This window comes from Pueribacillus sp. YX66 (assembly GCF_041725775.1).
GTDB lineage: Bacteria > Bacillota > Bacilli > Bacillales > UBA6769 > Pueribacillus.
This window is the reverse complement of sequence record NZ_JBEUEL010000044.1, coordinates 1-18,396: the sequence shown is the minus strand read 5'-3', so window position 1 is coordinate 18,396 and position 18,396 is coordinate 1. Positions and strand designations below refer to the sequence as shown.

Genomic DNA, 18,396 nt, shown 5'->3' with positions numbered 1-18,396 from the left:
GCCTAAAAAGCGTACAAAAATAGAGTGCTGAAAATATTGGTGTAAAAGAACAACCGAGAATAACTTGACACATACCTGAATTCCCATAGGAATGCAAGTGATTTTATTTCGTGGTATAATTAATAAGATTATGCTTGTTATTTTTTACAATTAAAAGGACGTTTTAGTATGAATAGATACGAACAAGTCATACGCTGGGCGGCGTTTTTTATCGGTATCGCGATTATGGCATTCGGTATTGCATTAACAATTAAAGCGGAATTAGGCATTGCACCTTGGGATGTTCTGCACATCGGTTTAATGCTTAAATTCGGTTTAACCGTTGGAAGCTGGTCGATCATCGTCGGCTTTTTCATTTTAACGGTATCGTCCTTATTAGTGAAACGCTTGCCAAAACTTGGCGCTTTTCTAAATATGTTATTCGTCGGAATTTTTATTGATCTATTTCTTTATTTACCAATCATCGTAACTCCAGCTTTTTTTGTCGGAAAATTAATTATGCTCATTGTTGGTGTGATCGTTTGTGGGATGGGTATGGGTATATATATATCCTCTGACCACGGCGCAGGTCCTCGGGATAGTTTAATGCTTGCGTTAACGGAATTAACAAAATTCAAGGTTCAACATGTACGCTTAGCGATGGAAGTTATCGTTTTATGTATCGGTTGGTTATTAGGAGGTCCAGTATTTATCGGTACTGTTATCGTGACAGTAACGATTGGACCAGTTGTAGGATATACACTTCCGTTTTTTAGAAACATGATAAAGAAAATGATAGTGAGAGGTGCAAGAAATGAAAATTTCAACAAAAGGGCGATACGGCCTCACGATTATGATGGCGTTAGCGAAAAATTACGGTGAAGGGCCGACTTCACTCAAGTCTATTGCAAAAGATAATCATTTATCTGAACATTATTTAGAACAACTTGCTTCACCGCTTCGGAATTCAGGCTTAGTTAAAAGTATACGCGGTGCGTATGGTGGCTATATTTTATCTCGTGATCCAGAAGAAATTACTGCAGGTGAAGTGATACGGGTACTAGAAGGTCCGATTAGTCCTGTTGAAGTTTTGGAAGATGAAGAACCAGCAAAACGAGATCTATGGATTAAAATTCGCGATGCGGTCAAAGATGTACTTGACAATACGACAATTGCTGATTTAGCTAATTATGAAGATGAAGGTGAACAAGAACCGTATATGTTTTACATTTAGAATGTTTTTAGATATTGGCTGATTAGCATCTGCTAGAGCATAATTTGTCTTGTGGTGGCTCATTGAAAAGTTTAGTAAGAAAGAAGGGGATGACATGTCAGCGGTATATTTAGATCATGCTGCAACGTCACCGATACATCCAAAGGTTATGCAAACGATGGCTGAAGTGGAAAAACAATGTTTCGGAAACCCTTCGAGCATTCATCGTTTCGGTCGTGAAGCCCGTCAGCAACTAGAACTAGCGAGAGGAAAAATTGCAGAAAGTATTGGAGCAAAAGAGTCCGAGATCATATTTACGAGTGGAGGCACGGAAGCGGACAATTTAGCGATTGTCGGTACAGCTTTACGCCATAAAGAAGCAGGTCGGCATATCGTCACGAGCTCAATTGAACATCATGCTGTTTTGCATTCTTGTAAGTTTTTAGAATCGATGGGCTTTGAAATTTCATACGTTCCAGTTGGAGAAAATGGTGTAATCCAAGTAGACGATGTCAAAGCGGCACTTCGTGATGATACGGTTCTCGTGTCGATCATGTTTGGAAATAATGAGGTAGGAACAATCCAACCGATAGCGGAAATCGGTGCATTATTAAACGACACTTCGATTTTATTTCACTCTGATGCGGTACAAGCTTATGGAATGATTCAAATGAATGTCCAAGAGCTCGGAGTCGATCTTCTTTCAACATCAGCGCATAAAATCAATGGACCGAAGGGAATCGGTTTTCTGTATGTGAAAGAAGGGGTTCAACTAACCCCGCTATTATACGGTGGGAAGCAAGAACAACAGGGACGAGCTGGAACTGAAAATGTCGCTGGTATTGTTGGATTTCAAACGGCGGTTGACATGATTCAGCAAACGATGGAAACAAGATGGGATGAATATGTGCGTTTTCGAAAAAAAATGCTAGATTTATTTGATGAACATGAGATTTCATTTCGTGTGAATGGCGATAGGGAAAATGTGCTCCCGCATATTTTAAATGTTAGTTTTCCAAATACGACAGCCGAAGCTTTGCTCGTTAGTCTCGACTTAGCTGGCGTCGCTGTTTCTAGCGGGTCTGCTTGCACAGCTGGCTCTCTTGAGCCTTCGCACGTCCTTGGAGCTATGTATTCTAATAAAGAGCGAGGGAAGTCTGCGATTCGATTTAGTTTTGGATTAGGAACCACAATGGAAGACATTGAAAAAGCTGCGTTCGAAACGATTCATGCGGTTAAGCGAATAACAGGGAGGTGATGATATTGGCAAAAGAAAGAGTCGTTGTCGGTATGTCTGGCGGTGTTGATTCATCCGTTGCAGCTTTGAGACTAAAGGAAATGGGTTATGAGGTCATAGGAATTTTTATGAAAAACTGGGATGATACTGATGAAAATGGTGTTTGTACAGCGACAGAAGATTACAATGACGTAATAAAAGTATGCAATCAAATTGGGATTCCATATTTTGCTGTCAATTTTGAAAAGCTGTATTGGGATAAAGTATTTGCGTATTTTTTAGAAGAATATGAAGCGGGTCGGACGCCTAACCCTGACGTCATGTGCAACAAAGAAATTAAGTTTAAAGCATTTTTAGAACATGCATTCAATGTCGGGGCGGATTATGTAGCGACAGGGCATTACGCGCGTTTATCTAAAACAAGTGGGCGCGTTGAACTATTGCGCGGTGTTGATGAAAATAAAGATCAAACGTATTTTTTGAATCAGCTTTCGAGTGAACAACTTGAGCAAGTATTGTTTCCGTTAGGTGAGATCGAAAAATCAGACGTACGAAAAATGGCTGCCGAAGCTGGACTTGCAACAGCGACAAAGAAAGATAGTACAGGAATATGTTTTATTGGCGAACGAGATTTCAAAGAATTTTTAAGCACGTATTTACCAGCTCAGCCTGGTGAAATGCAAACGTTGGACGGTGAAGTGAAGGGTACGCATGACGGGCTCATGTACTATACGATTGGTCAACGGCACGGTCTCGGTATTGGCGGCGCTGGTGAACCGTGGTTTGTATGCGGAAAAAACGTTGAGGAAAACATATTATATGTCTGTCAAGGTTTTCATCACAACGCCCTTTATTCGGATGCGTTAAAAGCGGTTAATGTAAACTTTATTAATCCGCCGGATGAGAACGTTTTTTCGTGCACAGCAAAATTTCGCTACCGTCAGCCCGATCGTGATGTTACGGTTGAACGGATCAATAATAATGAATATCGCGTAATATTTAAAGAGCGCGAACGAGCGATCACTCCTGGACAATCCGTTGTTTTTTATGATGGCGATGTCTGTCTTGGCGGAGGCACAATTGATGAAGTATATAAAGATGGAAAAAAGCTAGCTTACGTGTAATGAACCATGTTTGAGGTGGAGAATGTATGGATAACAACGCAAAGGGGATTCAATTGCTTCAAAAAGGGGATTATGAAGAAGCGGCAAAATATTTTCAACAAGCGATTGATGAAAATCCGCAAGAACCGATATCATATATTCATTTCGCTGATTTGCTCTCTATAATCGGTGATGTTGAAAAAGCGCTTAATTTTTACAATCGAGCACTTGAATTAGATGATACCGTCGCGACAGCTTATTACGGTGCTGCGAATGCATATTATAAGCTAAGTCAATATGATGAAGCGAAAACAATGTTTCAACACGCTTTAAAGCACGGAATTGAGGACAAAGATGTATACTTCATGCTCGGCATGGTTCATTACCAGAAAGGTGAAGTCCTCTACGCTCTTCCGTATTTTCAGCGTGTCGTTGAACTCGATCCTAGAGATGCAGAAGCACGTTTTCAATACGGCTTAAGTTTGGCGTTTTTAGAACAAGTTGATGAAGCGATTGAACAGTTTGATGCGGCACAAAAGCTCGACGAAAAAAATCCGGATATTTATTACAACTTAGGTGTAGCTTTTACGTATAAAGATAAGGATAAAAAAGCGTTGGACATGTTTGAAAAAGCACTTTCTTTACAGGCAAATCACCTTCTCGCAGCGAATGGCAAAAAATTGATTAAAGACAAGCTGTCAAGAGCTACGGAGAACGATTAATATGGAACACGTCACAGATAACGAAACGTATATTAAAGGTTCACTCATTCGATATATATTTCATAACGAAGAAAATTTATATACAGTCGCGCGCATTCGCGTTCAAGAAACGAATGAGGATTATACTGAAAAAGACGTCATTATTACAGGATATATGGCAAAAATGTACGAGCAAGAAACGTACTTTTTTTATGGACAGTTCGTTCAGCATCCGAAATATGGCAAGCAATATAATGTGACGAGACATAAGCGTGAGCTTCCACAAACAAAGTCAGGCGTTATTCAATATTTATCGAGTGACTTGTTTGAAGGGATTGGAAAGAAAACGGCTAAAGCGATTGTAGATACGTTAGGTGAACGAGCAATTTCGAAGATTGTCAACGATGAAACGATCCTTTCGAAAGTTCCAAATTTACGTGAAGACGTCGCAAAAAAATTGTATGAGTCTTTAAAAGAGCACGAAGGTCTAGACAAAATTATGATTTTTCTATCTGAGTGTGGTTTCGGTCCTAAACTGTCAATGCGTATTTATCAAGTATACAAAGAAGAAACGATCGAGATGATTAAAGAAAATCCGTACCAACTCGTTTATGATGTAGAAGGAATTGGTTTTAAGCGGGCCGATGAACTCGGTGCTGTACGAGGAATTAAAGGTAGCCACCCGGAAAGAATTCGGGCGGGTGCCTTGTTCGTGTTAACAGAGCAGTCGATGCAAAATGGTCACGTTTATTTAGATTTTGAACCATTTGTTAAAACTGTAAAGGAATTGCTTGACGGTGAAACGACAATTGAAGAAAGTATGATTGCCCATGAATGTATTCATCTTGATGAAGAAGAACGGCTCGTATTAGATAAAGAAAGAGTGTACTTACCGTCTTTATATTACGCTGAAAAAGGCTTGGCGACTAGCATTAAACGTTTGCTACAAAGTAAAGAGATGGTAGCCACGTTTTCCGATGATGAGTTTTCAACGGCGTTAGCGAAGATCGAACGAAAGTTAAATATTGAGTATGCAGACTCTCAGCGTGAAGCAATTAAAACGGCTTTATCATCACCGTTAATGTTGTTAACGGGTGGACCGGGTACAGGAAAAACGACAATTATTCAAGGTATTGTAGAATTGTATTCCGAATTGAATGGTTTGCCACTTGAACTCGGAGCTTACAAACAAGATGAACCGTTTCCTTTTATTCTTGCTGCCCCGACAGGACGTGCGGCAAAACGTATGAGTGAAGCGACGGATTTACCTGCATGTACGATTCACCGTTTACTCGGATGGAAAGGCGAGTGGTTTGAACATGATGACGATAATCCGATTGAAGGTAAATTGCTCATCGTCGATGAAGTGTCGATGGTCGATATTTGGCTTGCAAACCAGTTGTTCAAATCTCTCCCAAAAGGCATGCAAGTCGTTTTAGTTGGTGATGAGGATCAACTTCCGTCTGTGCAGCCTGGTCAAGTGTTGAAAGATTTGCTCGATGCGAACCTAATGCCGACGGTGAAGTTATCTAACGTTTATCGCCAAGCAGAAGGTTCTTCGATTATAGAGCTCGCTCACTCCATTAAGAGAGGGATACTACCAAATAATTTTAGTGATGCAACAGAAGATCGCCGCTTCTTTCCATGTCAAACGGATGAAGTTGTTGACGTCGTAGAACAGATCTGTATGCTCGCCGTTCAAAAAGGGTATACGGTTCATGACATTCAGGTGTTGGCCCCAATGTATAAAGGAAAAGCTGGTGTTGAAAATATAAATATACACTTACAAAATTTATTCAACCCGAAACATGAGCAAAAACGAGAATTTGAGTATCGTGACACGATCTTTCGTACAGGTGATAAAGTGTTGCAGCTCGTAAATGATTCGGAGAATCAAGTATTTAACGGGGATATCGGGGTAATTTCTGCAATTTTTTTCGCTAAAGAAACAGAAGAAAAAGAAGATCAAATTGTCGTCACATTCGATGGAAAAGACGTTGTCTATACGAGAAACACACTCCACTCTTTAACATTAGCTTATTGTTGCTCGATTCATAAATCTCAAGGAAGTGAATATCCGATTGTAATTTTGCCAATTGTTAACAGTTACTATCGGATGCTCAAAAGAAATTTAGTATACACAGCTGTGACTCGCAGTAAACGATTTTTACTTATGTGCGGTGAGAAATCAGCTTTTTCTTACGCTGTGGAAAACAAAATGCAAGACGAAAGGAACTCCCTGCTTACACTAAAACTTCAACAATTGGTAAACGCTAGTACATGATTCGATTTCAAATGTAAACAATATAACCAATAGAGGTAGTTAAGTGTTTTGAAGGGAGTTGAAGGTTATCCACTCTTTTTCGAGTTTAATCAATCTACCCGTTTATGATGAAATGCATGAATTCATTGGATTGGTCGAAGATATTATGATTACGAAACATGGTAGCACATTTGGTTTTCGAATCGATCAAAAAGGCTTGTTCCTCCGGGACGGTTTCGTTCCAATTTCTAAATTATTGTCTATTCGAAGCGATGGCATCATCATTACAAAAACAAAACTTCGTCCGCTTGAGAAATTTGATGATTGTTACTCGATTGACGAAATGATCAATAAGCGAATAGTAACACAAGGTGATGAATTAGTAGGGATCATAAAAGATGTATATTTTTCTACAAATTTGGGCATTGTAGAGATAATCGAAATGACGGAAGGGTGGTTTACTGATTTACAAGAAGGGAGAAAGTATCTTGCTTGGCATGACGTAAACTACACTGGGAAAGAGACGCTAATCACTAATTTCATTAGAGGAGGAGCAAGTGATGAAATGCCCAAATTGCTCGAGTAAAAACCTTGGGAAAATCGCCTCAAATCATTATTATTGCTGGAATTGTTTCATTGAATTAACGGTTGCAGAAAATTGTTTTGAAATGAATCAAGTTGAAGAGGACGGTAGCTTAACGTCTCTCGACGATTTATTCGATGAAAATGATCGAATGATTCAACTTTAAAAGTCCCGCTTCATAGCGGGTTTTTTTGATTTTAAGAAAATAATAAAACATGTTTTGTCGCAAACTACTTATATGGAGGTTGCGACATGAAGGAAGATAAAACGGTTATATGGCTGATTCGTCTGCTACTTCTTTTACTCGTGTTTTTATGTGGGTATATTTTTTTAAAGTTGAAGCCGATTTGGATTATTATTGTTGATGTGATTACTTTCATTAGCGTTCCCATTATCATCTCCGCTTTTATTACGTACTTAATTCATCCATTGATTAAGAAGCTTGAGGAGCATGACGTGCCTCGTTGGCTTGCTGTCATGCTCATTTACATATTATTTTTCGGTGGAATAGGAATTCTTGCTTTCAATAGTATCCCTCGGCTTGTCATTCAACTCCATGAGCTAGCAGAAAATGCCCCGGCCATGTTTCATACGTATGAAGAATTAGGACTGAAGCTCACACGTGAAATTTATTCATTGCCTGAAATGTTCCATGATCGCATCGAAGCTTTATTGAACGAATTAGAGGTGTATGTTAATCAACTAATTGAAAAAGCGATAGACATGGTGAAAGCATTAGTTAACTCTTTTTTCGTTCTAATTATCATTCCGTTTCTCGTTTTTTATTTTTTAAAAGATACTGAGAAAATTAAAACGGCTTGTTGGTATATGACTCCGAAAAAATGGAGAAAACATTGTCAACAGTTAGTTCGGGAAGTAGACCACTCACTAGGTCAATACATTCGTGGTCAACTGCTCGTGATCACGATCTTTTGTATGCTTGCATCGGGTGCATTTTGGATGCTCGATTTACCTTATCCGATGTTGCTTGGAACAATTGTTGGTGTTACTGAAATTATTCCGTACTTTGGACCTGTGATCGGTGCAACGCCTGCGCTTTTCGTAGCGATGACAATATCTCCTCAAATGGTCTGGTTAGTCCTTGGAACTGTTATTGTATTACAACTAGTTGAAGGAAGTGTGTTATCCCCGCTTATTGTCGGAAAAAGCTTGAAAATGCATCCGATACTCATCATTCTTGCCTTATTAGTCGGTGGCGAAATAGCAGGAGTTGTTGGCATGCTATTAGCTGTTCCTCTTTTTGCAATTGGACGAGTTGGAATTACGTATTTTCATGAGTATATAGCGAAAGATTGACATTGTTTGTCTATCTTTTTATAATGACGAGTGAAAGTATAATATGGAAAATACGGTGAAGGAACGAGTAAGGTACAAACCTTTTAAAGAGAAAGGTTTCCATTGGCTGAGAGAAATCTTAAAGAAGTGTATCTGAACGCTATTCCTGAGTGCAGAATAAGTTCTGCCGTGATCGCGACGTTATTGCGCTAAAGAGATGGCATTTTTCCATAACAAGGGTGGTACCGCGTGAGAATACTCTCGTCCCTCGAGGTTGGGGCGAGTTTTTTTGTTTATCGCAGACAATTTACTGTATTTAGGACAATCTCAATATCGTTGTAAATTTTAGTGTAATAAAGAAAAATAGCTGGAGGCATTGAGATGAAAAAGTTAACGTCAAGTGAAGTAAGACAAATGTTTCTCGATTTCTTTAAAGAAAAAAATCATACGGTTGAACCGAGTGCATCGCTCGTTCCAGTTGATGATCCGACATTGCTTTGGATAAATAGTGGAGTTGCAACATTAAAAAAATATTTTGACGGACGTGTCATTCCAGATAATCCGAGAATCGTAAACGCGCAAAAATCAATTCGTACGAACGATATCGAAAACGTAGGGAAAACAGCACGTCACCATACGTTTTTTGAAATGCTAGGCAATTTTTCTATCGGTGATTATTTTAAACGAGAAGCGATTGAATGGGCGTGGGAATTTTTAACGAGTGAACGCTGGATCGGATTCTCGCCAGACAAGTTGTCCGTTACGATTCATCCTGAAGATGATGAAGCTTTTCACATTTGGAAAGATGAAATTGGTGTTCCAGAAGAGCGGATCATTCGTTTAGAAGATAATTTTTGGGATATCGGGGAAGGACCAAGTGGTCCGAACACAGAAATTTTTTATGATCGCGGTCCTGAGTTTGGGGACGATCCGAATGATCCAGAGTTATTTCCTGGTGGGGAGAACGAGCGCTACTTAGAAATTTGGAATCTTGTTTTCTCTCAATTTAACCATAATCCTGACGGTACTTATACACCGTTACCGAAGAAGAACATTGATACTGGGATGGGATTAGAACGCATCGTGTCGATTATTCAAGATGTTCCAACAAATTTCGACACAGATCTGTTCATTCCAATTATTGAAGAGACTGAAAATATTTCACAAATGAAATATGGTAAAAATCCGAAAGCAGACGAAGCGTTTAAAGTGATTGCTGATCATATTCGTACAGTAGCGTTTGCAGTCGGAGATGGGGCGTTGCCTTCGAATGAAGGTCGCGGATATGTGCTAAGAAGACTGTTGCGAAGAGCAGTTCGTTATGCAAAAGTACTAAATATTAACCAACCGTTTATGTATAAGCTCGTACCTGTTGTTGGCGAGATTATGGAAGATTATTATCCAGAAGTGAAGAAGAAGGAAGAGTTTATCCAAAAGGTCATTCGAACTGAAGAAGAACGATTCCATGAAACATTAAATGAAGGGTTGCACATCCTTACTCAAATGATTAAGAAAGTAAAAGCGAATAACAAAACGATGATTTCCGGAGAAGACGTTTTTCGTCTTTATGACACATATGGATTTCCATTTGAGTTAACAAAAGAATTTGCCGAAGACGCTGGACTGATGATCGATGAAGTCGGATTCGAAAAAGAAATGGAAAACCAACGTGAGCGTGCTCGAACTGCTCGAAAAGATATCGATTCGATGCAAGTTCAAAATAACGTACTCAGTGAATTGACGGTTGAAAGTCATTTTGTTGGGTATGACACATTATCCATTGATGCGAAAGTTGAAGCGATTCTCGCAAATTCCGAGTTTGTGACAGAAGCAAAATCAGGACAAGAAGTCCAAGTCGTTTTCAGTGAAACTCCGTTTTATGCCGAAAGTGGCGGGCAAATTGCTGACGCTGGAATCGTTACGAACGATCGCGTTTCTGCATCAGTCAAAGATGTTCAAATGGCTCCAAATGGTCAACATTTACATACGGTCGTCATTGACGAAGGAACGATTTCTGTTGGTGATACGATTCTTGCTGAAGTCGATCAGAATAATCGAGCTCAGATCGTAAAAAATCATACGGCGACACATTTGCTTCATCAAGCATTGAAAGATGAGCTCGGTGAGCATGTTAACCAAGCCGGCTCACTAGTTGAACCAAATCGATTACGCTTTGACTTTTCGCATTTTGGTCAAATTAACGAAGAAACGTTACGAGCAATTGAAACGAAAGTAAATGAAAAGATATGGGAACATATTCCAGTTCATATTTCACATAAACCGATCGAAGAGGCGAAAGCGATGGGAGCGATGGCTTTATTTGGCGAAAAATATGGTAACATCGTTCGGGTCGTAGAAGTTTCTGATTATAGTATTGAGCTTTGTGGTGGATGTCACGTTCAAAATACAGCAGAAATAGGGTTATTCAAAATTGTTTCCGAATCTGGAATAGGTGCTGGTACACGCCGAATCGAAGCAGTAACAGGAAAAAAAGCGTACGAAATACTAAATGAAAAATTACAATTACTAGAAAAATCAGCTTTATTGTTAAACACACGTAACGAAGAGGTACCGAAAAAAATCGAAGCGTTGCAAAAAGACTATCGTGAATTACAGAAGGAAAACGAATCACTCTCGCAGAAGTTAAGTAATATCGAAGCAAAACATGTGTCAGATGATAAACAAATCGTGAATGGTATTCCTGTAGTTGCTAAAAAAGTCGATGTAAAAGATATGAATGCATTGCGAACGATGCTCGATGAAATTAAACAAACGTTGCAATCTGGCATAATTCTGCTCGCTTCTGTCAATGATGGAAAAGTACAATTAGTTGCTGGTGTTAGTGAGGACCTAGTTGAAAAAGGCTACCATGCTGGAAAACTAATCAAAGAAGTAGCGAGCGCAGTAGATGGAAGCGGAGGCGGACGTCCGCAAATGGCTCAGGCGGGCGGAAAAACTCCTGAAAAACTTGACGATGCACTAAAAAAAGTAGAACAATGGATAAAATCGATATCTTAATTGTTGCACGTGTTGTACAATGGTCATAACATTAAACGAGACTTCAATCATTCGGGTATACGTCGGAAGAAGCATATTGAAAATTACAAGCGTGGCAGTAAGGTGAACCGCATTTTTATAGTGCGGTTAGGGGAGGTATTTCACATGAGTTCATTGGACAAAACAATGCAATTTAATTTTCCAGACGAGTCATTTGAGAGAAACGTCAACGAAGTATTGTTACATGTCTATGAAGCATTGCAAGAAAAAGGTTACAATCCAATTAATCAAATTGTCGGCTATTTACTATCTGGTGATCCCGCGTACATTCCACGGCATAAAGATGCGCGTAGTTTAATTCGAAAATTGGAGCGCGACGAACTTATTGAGGAATTAGTGAAATTTTACTTGCAGCACCATTCCTCTAACGACTCTCATGTCGGGGACTAATATGCGCAAAATGGGATTAGACTTAGGAACAAAAACAATTGGTGTCGCCATCAGTGATGAATTAGGTTGGACAGCGCAAGGGATTGAAACGGTAACGCGTAACAAAGATATAGAAAAAGATTTAGAGCGTCTTGATTATTTAATTAAAGAACATAATGTGTCGGAAATTGTCCTCGGTTATCCGAAAAATATGAACGGCACAGTTGGAGAGCGAGGACAAGCATCTGAACAATTTGCTGAATTGTTAAAGTCTCGCTTTCAATTGCCAGTTCATTTATGGGATGAGCGATTAACGACTGTCGCTGCAGAAAAGATGCTTCTTGATGCCGATGTAAGTCGAAAAAAGAGAAAAAAAGTTATTGATAAGCTTGCTGCTGTTATCATTTTACAATCTTATCTTGACAGCCGTCCTATAAAGCGAGACTTATCAGGTTTTTATCGTCCGTTTGAGTAAAACGAATAACGGCGATTAACACGTGGAAAAGCGAGACTTAGGCCCACAGGAGGTGGGTCATGCAGACGTTGCTATACGATGTGACGTTAGTTGCTGTAAAAGGTTAGCGAAACTGAGCAAGTTACGTCGCTCGCTTTATTTCAAAAACTAACAGGTGGCTAATTACAAATTACGGATCCTGTAATTTCTGAGATAGTTGATAACTTAAAACTGAAAACGGATATTATAATAATAACGTGGGAAAATGAAAGATGTAAAACGATGGCATTTGAAAGGATGAAAACAATGGCATTAGATGTTAACGATCATATCGTCATTCCATTTGATGGGGATGAGCATTTATTTGAAGTGCGTTATATATTTGAACCAGACGACTATGAGCATTCTTACATCGTCGTCACTGCTGTTGGTGAAAACGAAGAAGATGACAGTGACGAAGAAGAAGCATTTGCTTTTCGATTCGTTGAACATGGAGATGGTGAAGACGATTTAGAACTTTTTCAAATTGAAACCGAAGAAGAATGGGACATGATAGAAGAAATGCTTAATACAGTACAAGAAATGGAAGAATAATGTATAGCCTCCCAAACGATCAACAATTGGACAGTTTTGCTTAGACTCGGTTAGTCATTAGCTTCTGAAATTGACCTTTACGGAAGTGAAATCGAAGTCAGACGATTGTTTAAGCAAACTGTCGATTTTTGTTATGTGGATCGGTATAATGAATGTGGGAAGGGGGGAGGCCTTTGTCTCAACCGCGGGATAAACGACTGGAAATAGCGAATGAAAACAAAACAGTTCGAAAAATTATAGCTATTATAATGCTTATTTTTATCCTACTATTTATAGGATTTATTGGAGGTTCTGTGCTTTACGTCAATAGCGCGTTAAAGCCAGTGGATGAAAAAGAAAATAAAAAGATTGACGTCTTAATTCCAATTGGTTCATCAGTAAGTGAAATTGCAGAACTTCTTGAAAAAAACGGTGCCATTAAAAGTGCACTTGTTTTTCGTTATTACGTGAAATATAAAAACGAAACAGGTTTTCAAGCAGGGAACTATGAGTTGACAACAGCAATGGATCTACCAGAAATTATTTCGGAATTAAAAGAGGGAAAAGTCCTAAAAGACGCAGCGATGCAATTCACAATTCCGGAAGGATATCAACTTAATGCGATTGCTGAAATAATTGCGAAAGAGACAAATTATACACGCGAAGAAGTTGTAAACAAGTTGCAAGACAAAGAGTTTATTGAATTGCTCGCATCAACGTATTCAATGCTAGACCTTAAAGAGATTACGAAAGAGGGTATTAAATATTCGCTTGAAGGGTATTTGTTTCCAGCAACATATGCATTTGAGGAAGAAAACCCGCCGCTTGAATCGATCATTACTGCGATGGTTGAAAAAATGCAAACCGTTTTGGACAAATATGCGGATGATATTGAAAAGAGTGGTTACACTGTTCATGAAATAATGACGCTCGCCTCATTAATTGAAACAGAAACACAAAAATCAGAAGATCGGTATAAAGTATCAGGTGTTTTCCATAATCGCTTAGAGAACGACATGCGACTTGATTCAGATCCTACCGTTAAATACGCTTTAAACAAATCTGATATTCAAGTGACGTATAAAGATACTGACGTGTCATCACCATATAACACGTATCGAATGAAAGGTATACCGATTGGACCGATTGCTAGTCCACGTGAAGAATCAATTGATGCAGCACTTCATCCCGAAACCGTTGATGAATTTTATTTTTTTGCTCGTCCGAATGGTCAAGTGATCTATACGAAAACTTTGCAAGAACATGAAAAAGTCGTTACATCGTATCGACATGAATGGCACACATTAATTGATAAACAAAAAAAGGTAAAAGAAGATTAATCACTTCAAAGGAGTTTTACATGTCTAGTCCGCTCAATGATTATCTTTCAACGTTACAGCCGATACGTGATCCAATTTTATTAAAAATGAAGGACTATGCCGTTCAGAACAATATACCAATCATGGAAGATGTCAGTATGGCAGTGTTGCTTAGTTTAATGAAACTAAAAAAACCGCAAACCGTTTTAGAAATTGGTACCGCGATCGGCTATTCAGCGATTCGCATGGCGAAAGCTTGTAAGGAATGTAAAATTGTTTCTTGTGATCTTGATGAAAAGCGCCTTGCGATTGCAAAAGCTTTTCTACATGAAAGCGGATTTTCAGATCGAATTACTCTCATCTATGGCGATGCATTGGACGATCTCGCTGAAATCGAACACAATGCCCCATATGATATGGTTTTTATCGATGCCGCAAAAGGTCAATATGAAAAATATTTTAAAGCATTTTCACCAATGGTTGCTAAACACGGAATGGTGGTTTCCGATAACGTTTTTTTCCGTGGAATGGTGCCTGGAATTGTCCAACCAACAAAACGATATCGCACAGTCATTAATCGGTTGCGAGAATACAATGAATATTTAGTGAGAGAAGAGGGGTTTGAAACGACATTTTATCCTATTGGTGATGGTCTTGCTGTAAGTATAAAAACAGATTAAGACTATACACATTTTATAAGGAATGATAGAATAGGTTGCAAAAATGCCAAATCTTATGCAGAAGATTGAACGACAAAGTATTAGATTGTTATGATGTTGCATAGGATGAATCTAAATAAGAAAGCTTGCACCCTAGCAATCTTTTTGACGTAGACAGAGGCTTAGTTGCACCTGTATAATGAACTGAAAAAATTTTTATAGTACAAGATAGAAAGGTAAGGGAGTGTCCACCATGGCCGAAGAAAAAGAATATTATATGACACAAGAGGGGAAAGAAAAATTAGAGAAAGAATTGGAGTTTTTAAAAACTGAAAAAAGAAAAGAAGTTGTTGAAAGAATAAAAGTGGCAAGAGGTTTCGGAGACCTTTCCGAGAACTCGGAATATGACGCAGCGAAAGATGAACAAGCGTTTGTTGAATCTAGAATTGCTCAACTTGAAAAAATGATTCGTAACGCTGTTATTATTGAAGATTCAAATGAAGATCCAACAGTCGTCTCAATCGGTAAAAAAGTAAAATTTATTGAATTACCTGATGGCGATGAAGAAACGTATATGATTGTCGGAAGTGCAGAATCTGATCCGCTGGAAGGAAAAATTTCGAACGATTCCCCGATGGCTAAAAGTCTCATTGGAAAAACGATCGGTGACGAAGTCGTCGTACAAACCCCTGGCGGTGAACTAAACGTAAAAATAATTGAAGTTTCATAATCAAACAAGCGTTGTTATTCTTGGCTTATTCTCATCATGAGGATGAGCCTTTTTACGCCTTTAAAGAACTTTTTAAGCAAATTAATAATGGGGACGATCGTCAATGTTTGCCAATTCCCCACTTTTTACACTGTTTGGAAATACAGATTGATGCTAAAATGAATGACAAATGGTGGAAGCAGAAAGGGTGGCTTGCAATGCAGACGAGATATGAAGAAAGACAAAAAAAACGTCGACAAAATTTAATTTTAAATGGCCTCATTGCAATTGTCTTTATTTTTATCGTTATTGTTGGTGCTCAATTACTTTCAAGCCCATCTTCACAAATGGAAGCAAGTCAAAGTCCGGAAGAAAATGAGCAACCCTTAACAAAACAAACAGGCGAAGAAGAAAGTATGAATAAAAGTGAGACAGGAGAACGGGACGAAGACATAGCGTCACCTGATGAAGAGCATATGAGGGAAGAGGACGGGTATCGCTTTGTTGGTGGCGGTCCGGACGGACCGTGGGAACCGATTGGAACGAAACAGACGGGCGAACACGTGACTCAATATACGAGAGATTCATTGGACTGGCAAGAAATGGAGATGGCTCTCGCATACGGAGCGGGAATTGATCATGATGATTTGACTGTCATATGGCTTGGTAATGGTGGGGATCCTCAGCGTGCGAAAGGTCAAGTAAAAAGCGATAATGAGCCAAATACAATTTATCATGTTACGATAGAATGGATTGATGGAGAAGGCTGGAAGCCAATTGAAGTGCAAACTGAACAATAATTTAATACAGTTAAGCGGTAAAACGAGTAGAGTGTTTACACGTGAAAAGGTCGTATGACCTAACGTTTTGTAAACCTTCGGATTTTTTGAACAACCTGTAAAAGGATGAGTTGTTGTGACAATTGGATTAATCGGAGCAATGGATGAGGAAATTAAATTATTAGAAGAATCTATGTTGAATGCGAAAACTGAGGAAATTGCATCATTTCAATTTACAACAGGAGCAATAGAAGGACGCAATGTCGTTCTTTTAAAATCAGGAATTGGTAAAGTGAATGCAGCGATTGGAACGACATTATTAAATCAACTTTATTCTCCAAAGTACGTCATAAATACGGGCAGTGCTGGTGGATTCCATCCAGAATTAAATGTTGGAGATGTTGTGATTTCAAGTGCAGTTACATATCATGATGTTGATGTAACGGCATTTGGATATGATTATGGTCAAGTGCCACAAATGCCGACATATTATGAGCCAGATGAAATACTCGTATCGATAGCGGAAAAAAGTGCAAAACATATGGGAAGCCAAGTCGTTAAAGGTGTAATTGCATCAGGCGATTCATTTATGAATGATGGAGAACGGCTCGCTGAATTACGTAAAAAATTTACGGATTTATATGCAGTCGAAATGGAAGCAGGCGCTATCGCACAAGTTTGCTTTCGCTTTCAAACTCCGTTTGTCGTCATTCGTTCGCTTTCTGATATTGCTGGAAAAGATGCAGAAGTTTCGTTTGATGAATATTTGCACGTTGCAGCGGAAAATTCAGCACAACAGATATTATTAATGATTGAGGAGTTGTAAATCGTGGTAAAAAAAATGAACGTTGAAAGCTTTAATTTAGATCATACAAAAGTCGCTGCTCCTTATATACGCTTAGCAAGTATTATTAAAGGTGATAGTGGTGATGTTATTTATAAGTATGACTTACGGTTTAAACAGCCGAATAAAGAGCATATGCAGATGCCTGCTCTTCATTCTATCGAGCATTTAATGGCGGAAAATATTCGGAATCACCTTGATAATGTCATTGATATTAGCCCAATGGGTTGCCAAACAGGTTTTTATTTAGCTGTGTTAAACAATGATTCATTTGAAGACGTATCTACTGCAATTGAAAAGACGTTACAAGACGTACTTGAAGCAGACGAAGTTCCTGCTTGTAATGAAGTTCAATGCGGTTGGGCTGAAAGCCACAATTTAGAAGGGGCCAAACAAATTGCGAAAGATATGCTTTCGGGTAAAGAAGAGTGGCATATTATCTTTCAAGATGAGCAGAAGTAAATTGAATCTATTAGATTTTTAATGTTCATTAAACATAGGGAATTATGGATGCGATTGATACGTGGATAAGCAAGGTATATCAGATAAAAATATCAAAAGGGAGTCCGGTTATTCCGAACTCCCTCTTTATTTCGCAGTCATTATTTTTTTACAACGTTAGCAGCTTGTGGGCCACGGTTACCTTCTACGATTTCAAATTCAACTTCTTGACCTTCTTCAAGAGTTTTGAAACCTTCTGTTTGGATTGCTGAATAGTGTACGAAAACATCGTCTCCACCATCAACTTCGATAAATCCAAAACCTTTTTCTGCATTAAACCATTTTACTTTACCGTTTTGCATTATACAATTGCCTCCTAGAAAAATTGCACATCGTAGTGCGTTTTACCAAATCATTGCCACTTTTTAAAAGCAGAGATAAAAAAACTCAGCCCACAATAAGGATTATATACATCGCTACCCCTTATTTTTGAAGCTGCGCTGAAGATAAATCCTTAAATTTTTCAAAAAGAGAGCTAATGATTTAATGTAACTATACTACAATGAATATAGAAAGTCAAACTTCTCCAACCAAACACAGCCATGAAGAGTAAATTTATATCTCTTCCTCTTTGATCATAGGAAAACCCCTTATCCACAGTTGTTAATTTTTACCAGTTGATCTCCCTCTTTTTTGAGTCGAAATGAACCGAATTTCTGTTTTTGACTTTTTAAATTGTGGATAACTCAAGTTTCCCTTTTTTTCTATCACATCCTTTGGTACAATAAAACCACTAGGTAAACCGAATTTGAATCGG

At 38.6% G+C, this 18,396-nt stretch carries 20 protein-coding genes and 1 other annotated feature; of the genes, 19 read left to right on the top strand and 1 reads right to left on the bottom strand.

Annotation, left to right across the window (positions count from 1 at the left end):
• Positions 1-168: 168 nt before the first annotated feature.
• The 19 genes from ABU914_RS14225 (at position 169) to ABU914_RS14135 (ending at position 17,600) form a co-directional block, all read left to right on the top strand.
• Positions 169-861: a YczE/YyaS/YitT family protein gene (locus ABU914_RS14225; protein ID WP_379670367.1), complete on the top strand. Its 693-nt coding sequence runs from the start codon at positions 169-171 to the stop codon at positions 859-861.
• Positions 794-1,213 (top strand): cysteine metabolism transcriptional regulator CymR, encoded by a 420-nt coding sequence (cymR, locus tag ABU914_RS14220; RefSeq protein ID WP_379670366.1) that lies wholly within the window; start codon positions 794-796, stop codon positions 1,211-1,213. Before ABU914_RS14225 ends, cymR begins: the two co-directional genes overlap by 68 nt.
• A 94-nt stretch (positions 1,214-1,307) precedes the next feature.
• The gene (locus tag ABU914_RS14215) at positions 1,308-2,450 is read left to right on the top strand and encodes a cysteine desulfurase family protein (protein WP_379670365.1); all 1,143 of its coding nucleotides are present in this window, start codon (positions 1,308-1,310) and stop codon (positions 2,448-2,450) included.
• A 5-nt stretch (positions 2,451-2,455) separates the two neighbouring features.
• A complete protein-coding gene (gene mnmA / locus ABU914_RS14210; protein WP_379670364.1) occupies positions 2,456-3,553 on the top strand; it encodes a tRNA 2-thiouridine(34) synthase MnmA in 1,098 nt (365 codons plus the stop codon).
• 26 nt (positions 3,554-3,579) lie between these two features.
• A complete protein-coding gene (locus ABU914_RS14205) occupies positions 3,580-4,254 on the top strand; it encodes a tetratricopeptide repeat protein (protein ID WP_379670363.1) in 675 nt (224 codons plus the stop codon).
• A gap of 1 nt (position 4,255) precedes the next feature.
• Positions 4,256-6,517, top strand: coding sequence for an SF1B family DNA helicase RecD2 (recD2, locus tag ABU914_RS14200; protein WP_379670362.1), 2,262 nt, complete (start codon positions 4,256-4,258; stop codon positions 6,515-6,517).
• 58 nt (positions 6,518-6,575) lie between these two features.
• Positions 6,576-7,082, top strand: coding sequence for a PRC-barrel domain-containing protein (locus ABU914_RS14195; protein ID WP_379670361.1), 507 nt, complete (start codon positions 6,576-6,578; stop codon positions 7,080-7,082).
• Entirely contained in the window at positions 7,054-7,245 is a 192-nt protein-coding gene (locus ABU914_RS14190; RefSeq protein WP_379670360.1) for a hypothetical protein, read from the top strand. Before ABU914_RS14195 ends, ABU914_RS14190 begins: the two co-directional genes overlap by 29 nt.
• 86 nt (positions 7,246-7,331) lie before the next feature.
• On the top strand, positions 7,332-8,396 hold the full coding sequence (locus ABU914_RS14185; protein WP_379670359.1) for an AI-2E family transporter: 1,065 nt from the start codon (positions 7,332-7,334) through the stop codon (positions 8,394-8,396).
• 46 nt (positions 8,397-8,442) lie between these two features.
• Positions 8,443-8,647: a binding site (T-box leader), on the top strand.
• Between the two features lie 109 nt (positions 8,648-8,756).
• Positions 8,757-11,393: an alanine--tRNA ligase gene (gene alaS, locus ABU914_RS14180; RefSeq protein WP_379670358.1), complete on the top strand. Its 2,637-nt coding sequence runs from the start codon at positions 8,757-8,759 to the stop codon at positions 11,391-11,393.
• 144 nt (positions 11,394-11,537) lie between these two features.
• Positions 11,538-11,822 (top strand): IreB family regulatory phosphoprotein, encoded by a 285-nt coding sequence (locus tag ABU914_RS14175; protein WP_379670357.1) that lies wholly within the window; start codon positions 11,538-11,540, stop codon positions 11,820-11,822.
• 1 nt (position 11,823) lies between these two features.
• Positions 11,824-12,276 (top strand): Holliday junction resolvase RuvX, encoded by a 453-nt coding sequence (ruvX, locus tag ABU914_RS14170; RefSeq protein WP_379670356.1) that lies wholly within the window; start codon positions 11,824-11,826, stop codon positions 12,274-12,276.
• Positions 12,277-12,537: 261 nt separating this feature from the next.
• Positions 12,538-12,849 (top strand): DUF1292 domain-containing protein, encoded by a 312-nt coding sequence (locus tag ABU914_RS14165; protein WP_379670355.1) that lies wholly within the window; start codon positions 12,538-12,540, stop codon positions 12,847-12,849.
• Between the two features lie 173 nt (positions 12,850-13,022).
• Positions 13,023-14,168: an endolytic transglycosylase MltG gene (gene mltG / locus ABU914_RS14160; protein WP_379670354.1), complete on the top strand. Its 1,146-nt coding sequence runs from the start codon at positions 13,023-13,025 to the stop codon at positions 14,166-14,168.
• Positions 14,169-14,188: 20 nt separating this feature from the next.
• Positions 14,189-14,827 (top strand): O-methyltransferase, encoded by a 639-nt coding sequence (locus ABU914_RS14155; RefSeq protein WP_379670353.1) that lies wholly within the window; start codon positions 14,189-14,191, stop codon positions 14,825-14,827.
• Positions 14,828-15,059: 232 nt separating this feature from the next.
• Positions 15,060-15,536: a transcription elongation factor GreA gene (greA, locus tag ABU914_RS14150; protein WP_379670352.1), complete on the top strand. Its 477-nt coding sequence runs from the start codon at positions 15,060-15,062 to the stop codon at positions 15,534-15,536.
• 20 nt (positions 15,537-15,556) lie between these two features.
• Entirely contained in the window at positions 15,557-16,315 is a 759-nt protein-coding gene (locus tag ABU914_RS14145; protein WP_379670351.1) for a YrrS family protein, read from the top strand.
• Between the two features lie 115 nt (positions 16,316-16,430).
• Positions 16,431-17,120 (top strand): 5'-methylthioadenosine/S-adenosylhomocysteine nucleosidase, encoded by a 690-nt coding sequence (gene mtnN, locus ABU914_RS14140; RefSeq protein ID WP_379670350.1) that lies wholly within the window; start codon positions 16,431-16,433, stop codon positions 17,118-17,120.
• Positions 17,121-17,123: 3 nt separating this feature from the next.
• Positions 17,124-17,600: an S-ribosylhomocysteine lyase gene (locus tag ABU914_RS14135; protein WP_379670349.1), complete on the top strand. Its 477-nt coding sequence runs from the start codon at positions 17,124-17,126 to the stop codon at positions 17,598-17,600.
• Positions 17,601-17,740: 140 nt separating this feature from the next.
• Here the strand turns inward: ABU914_RS14135 and cspD are convergent, their stop codons facing one another.
• Positions 17,741-17,941, bottom strand: a complete 201-nt coding sequence (gene cspD, locus ABU914_RS14130) for a cold-shock protein CspD (protein WP_379670348.1) — start codon at positions 17,939-17,941, stop codon at positions 17,741-17,743.
• Positions 17,942-18,396 lie beyond the last annotated feature (455 nt).

What these genes read in the sequence shown, in the direction of transcription:
- ABU914_RS14155 (WP_379670353.1), top strand. Translation starts at nt 14,189, where the DNA reads ATGTCTAGTCCGCTCAATGATTATCTTTCAACGTTACAGCCGATACGT.
- ruvX (WP_379670356.1), top strand. Translation starts at nt 11,824, where the DNA reads ATGCGCAAAATGGGATTAGACTTAGGAACAAAAACAATTGGTGTCGCC.
- ABU914_RS14165 (WP_379670355.1), top strand. Translation starts at nt 12,538, where the DNA reads ATGGCATTTGAAAGGATGAAAACAATGGCATTAGATGTTAACGATCAT.
- ABU914_RS14215 (WP_379670365.1), top strand. Translation starts at nt 1,308, where the DNA reads ATGTCAGCGGTATATTTAGATCATGCTGCAACGTCACCGATACATCCA.
- alaS (WP_379670358.1), top strand. Translation starts at nt 8,757, where the DNA reads ATGAAAAAGTTAACGTCAAGTGAAGTAAGACAAATGTTTCTCGATTTC.
- ABU914_RS14225 (WP_379670367.1), top strand. Translation starts at nt 169, where the DNA reads ATGAATAGATACGAACAAGTCATACGCTGGGCGGCGTTTTTTATCGGT.
- ABU914_RS14205 (WP_379670363.1), top strand. Translation starts at nt 3,580, where the DNA reads ATGGATAACAACGCAAAGGGGATTCAATTGCTTCAAAAAGGGGATTAT.
- ABU914_RS14185 (WP_379670359.1), top strand. Translation starts at nt 7,332, where the DNA reads ATGAAGGAAGATAAAACGGTTATATGGCTGATTCGTCTGCTACTTCTT.
- greA (WP_379670352.1), top strand. Translation starts at nt 15,060, where the DNA reads ATGGCCGAAGAAAAAGAATATTATATGACACAAGAGGGGAAAGAAAAA.
- cspD (WP_379670348.1), bottom strand. Translation starts at nt 17,941, where the DNA reads ATGCAAAACGGTAAAGTAAAATGGTTTAATGCAGAAAAAGGTTTTGGA.
- cymR (WP_379670366.1), top strand. Translation starts at nt 794, where the DNA reads ATGAAAATTTCAACAAAAGGGCGATACGGCCTCACGATTATGATGGCG.
- recD2 (WP_379670362.1), top strand. Translation starts at nt 4,256, where the DNA reads ATGGAACACGTCACAGATAACGAAACGTATATTAAAGGTTCACTCATT.
- ABU914_RS14175 (WP_379670357.1), top strand. Translation starts at nt 11,538, where the DNA reads ATGAGTTCATTGGACAAAACAATGCAATTTAATTTTCCAGACGAGTCA.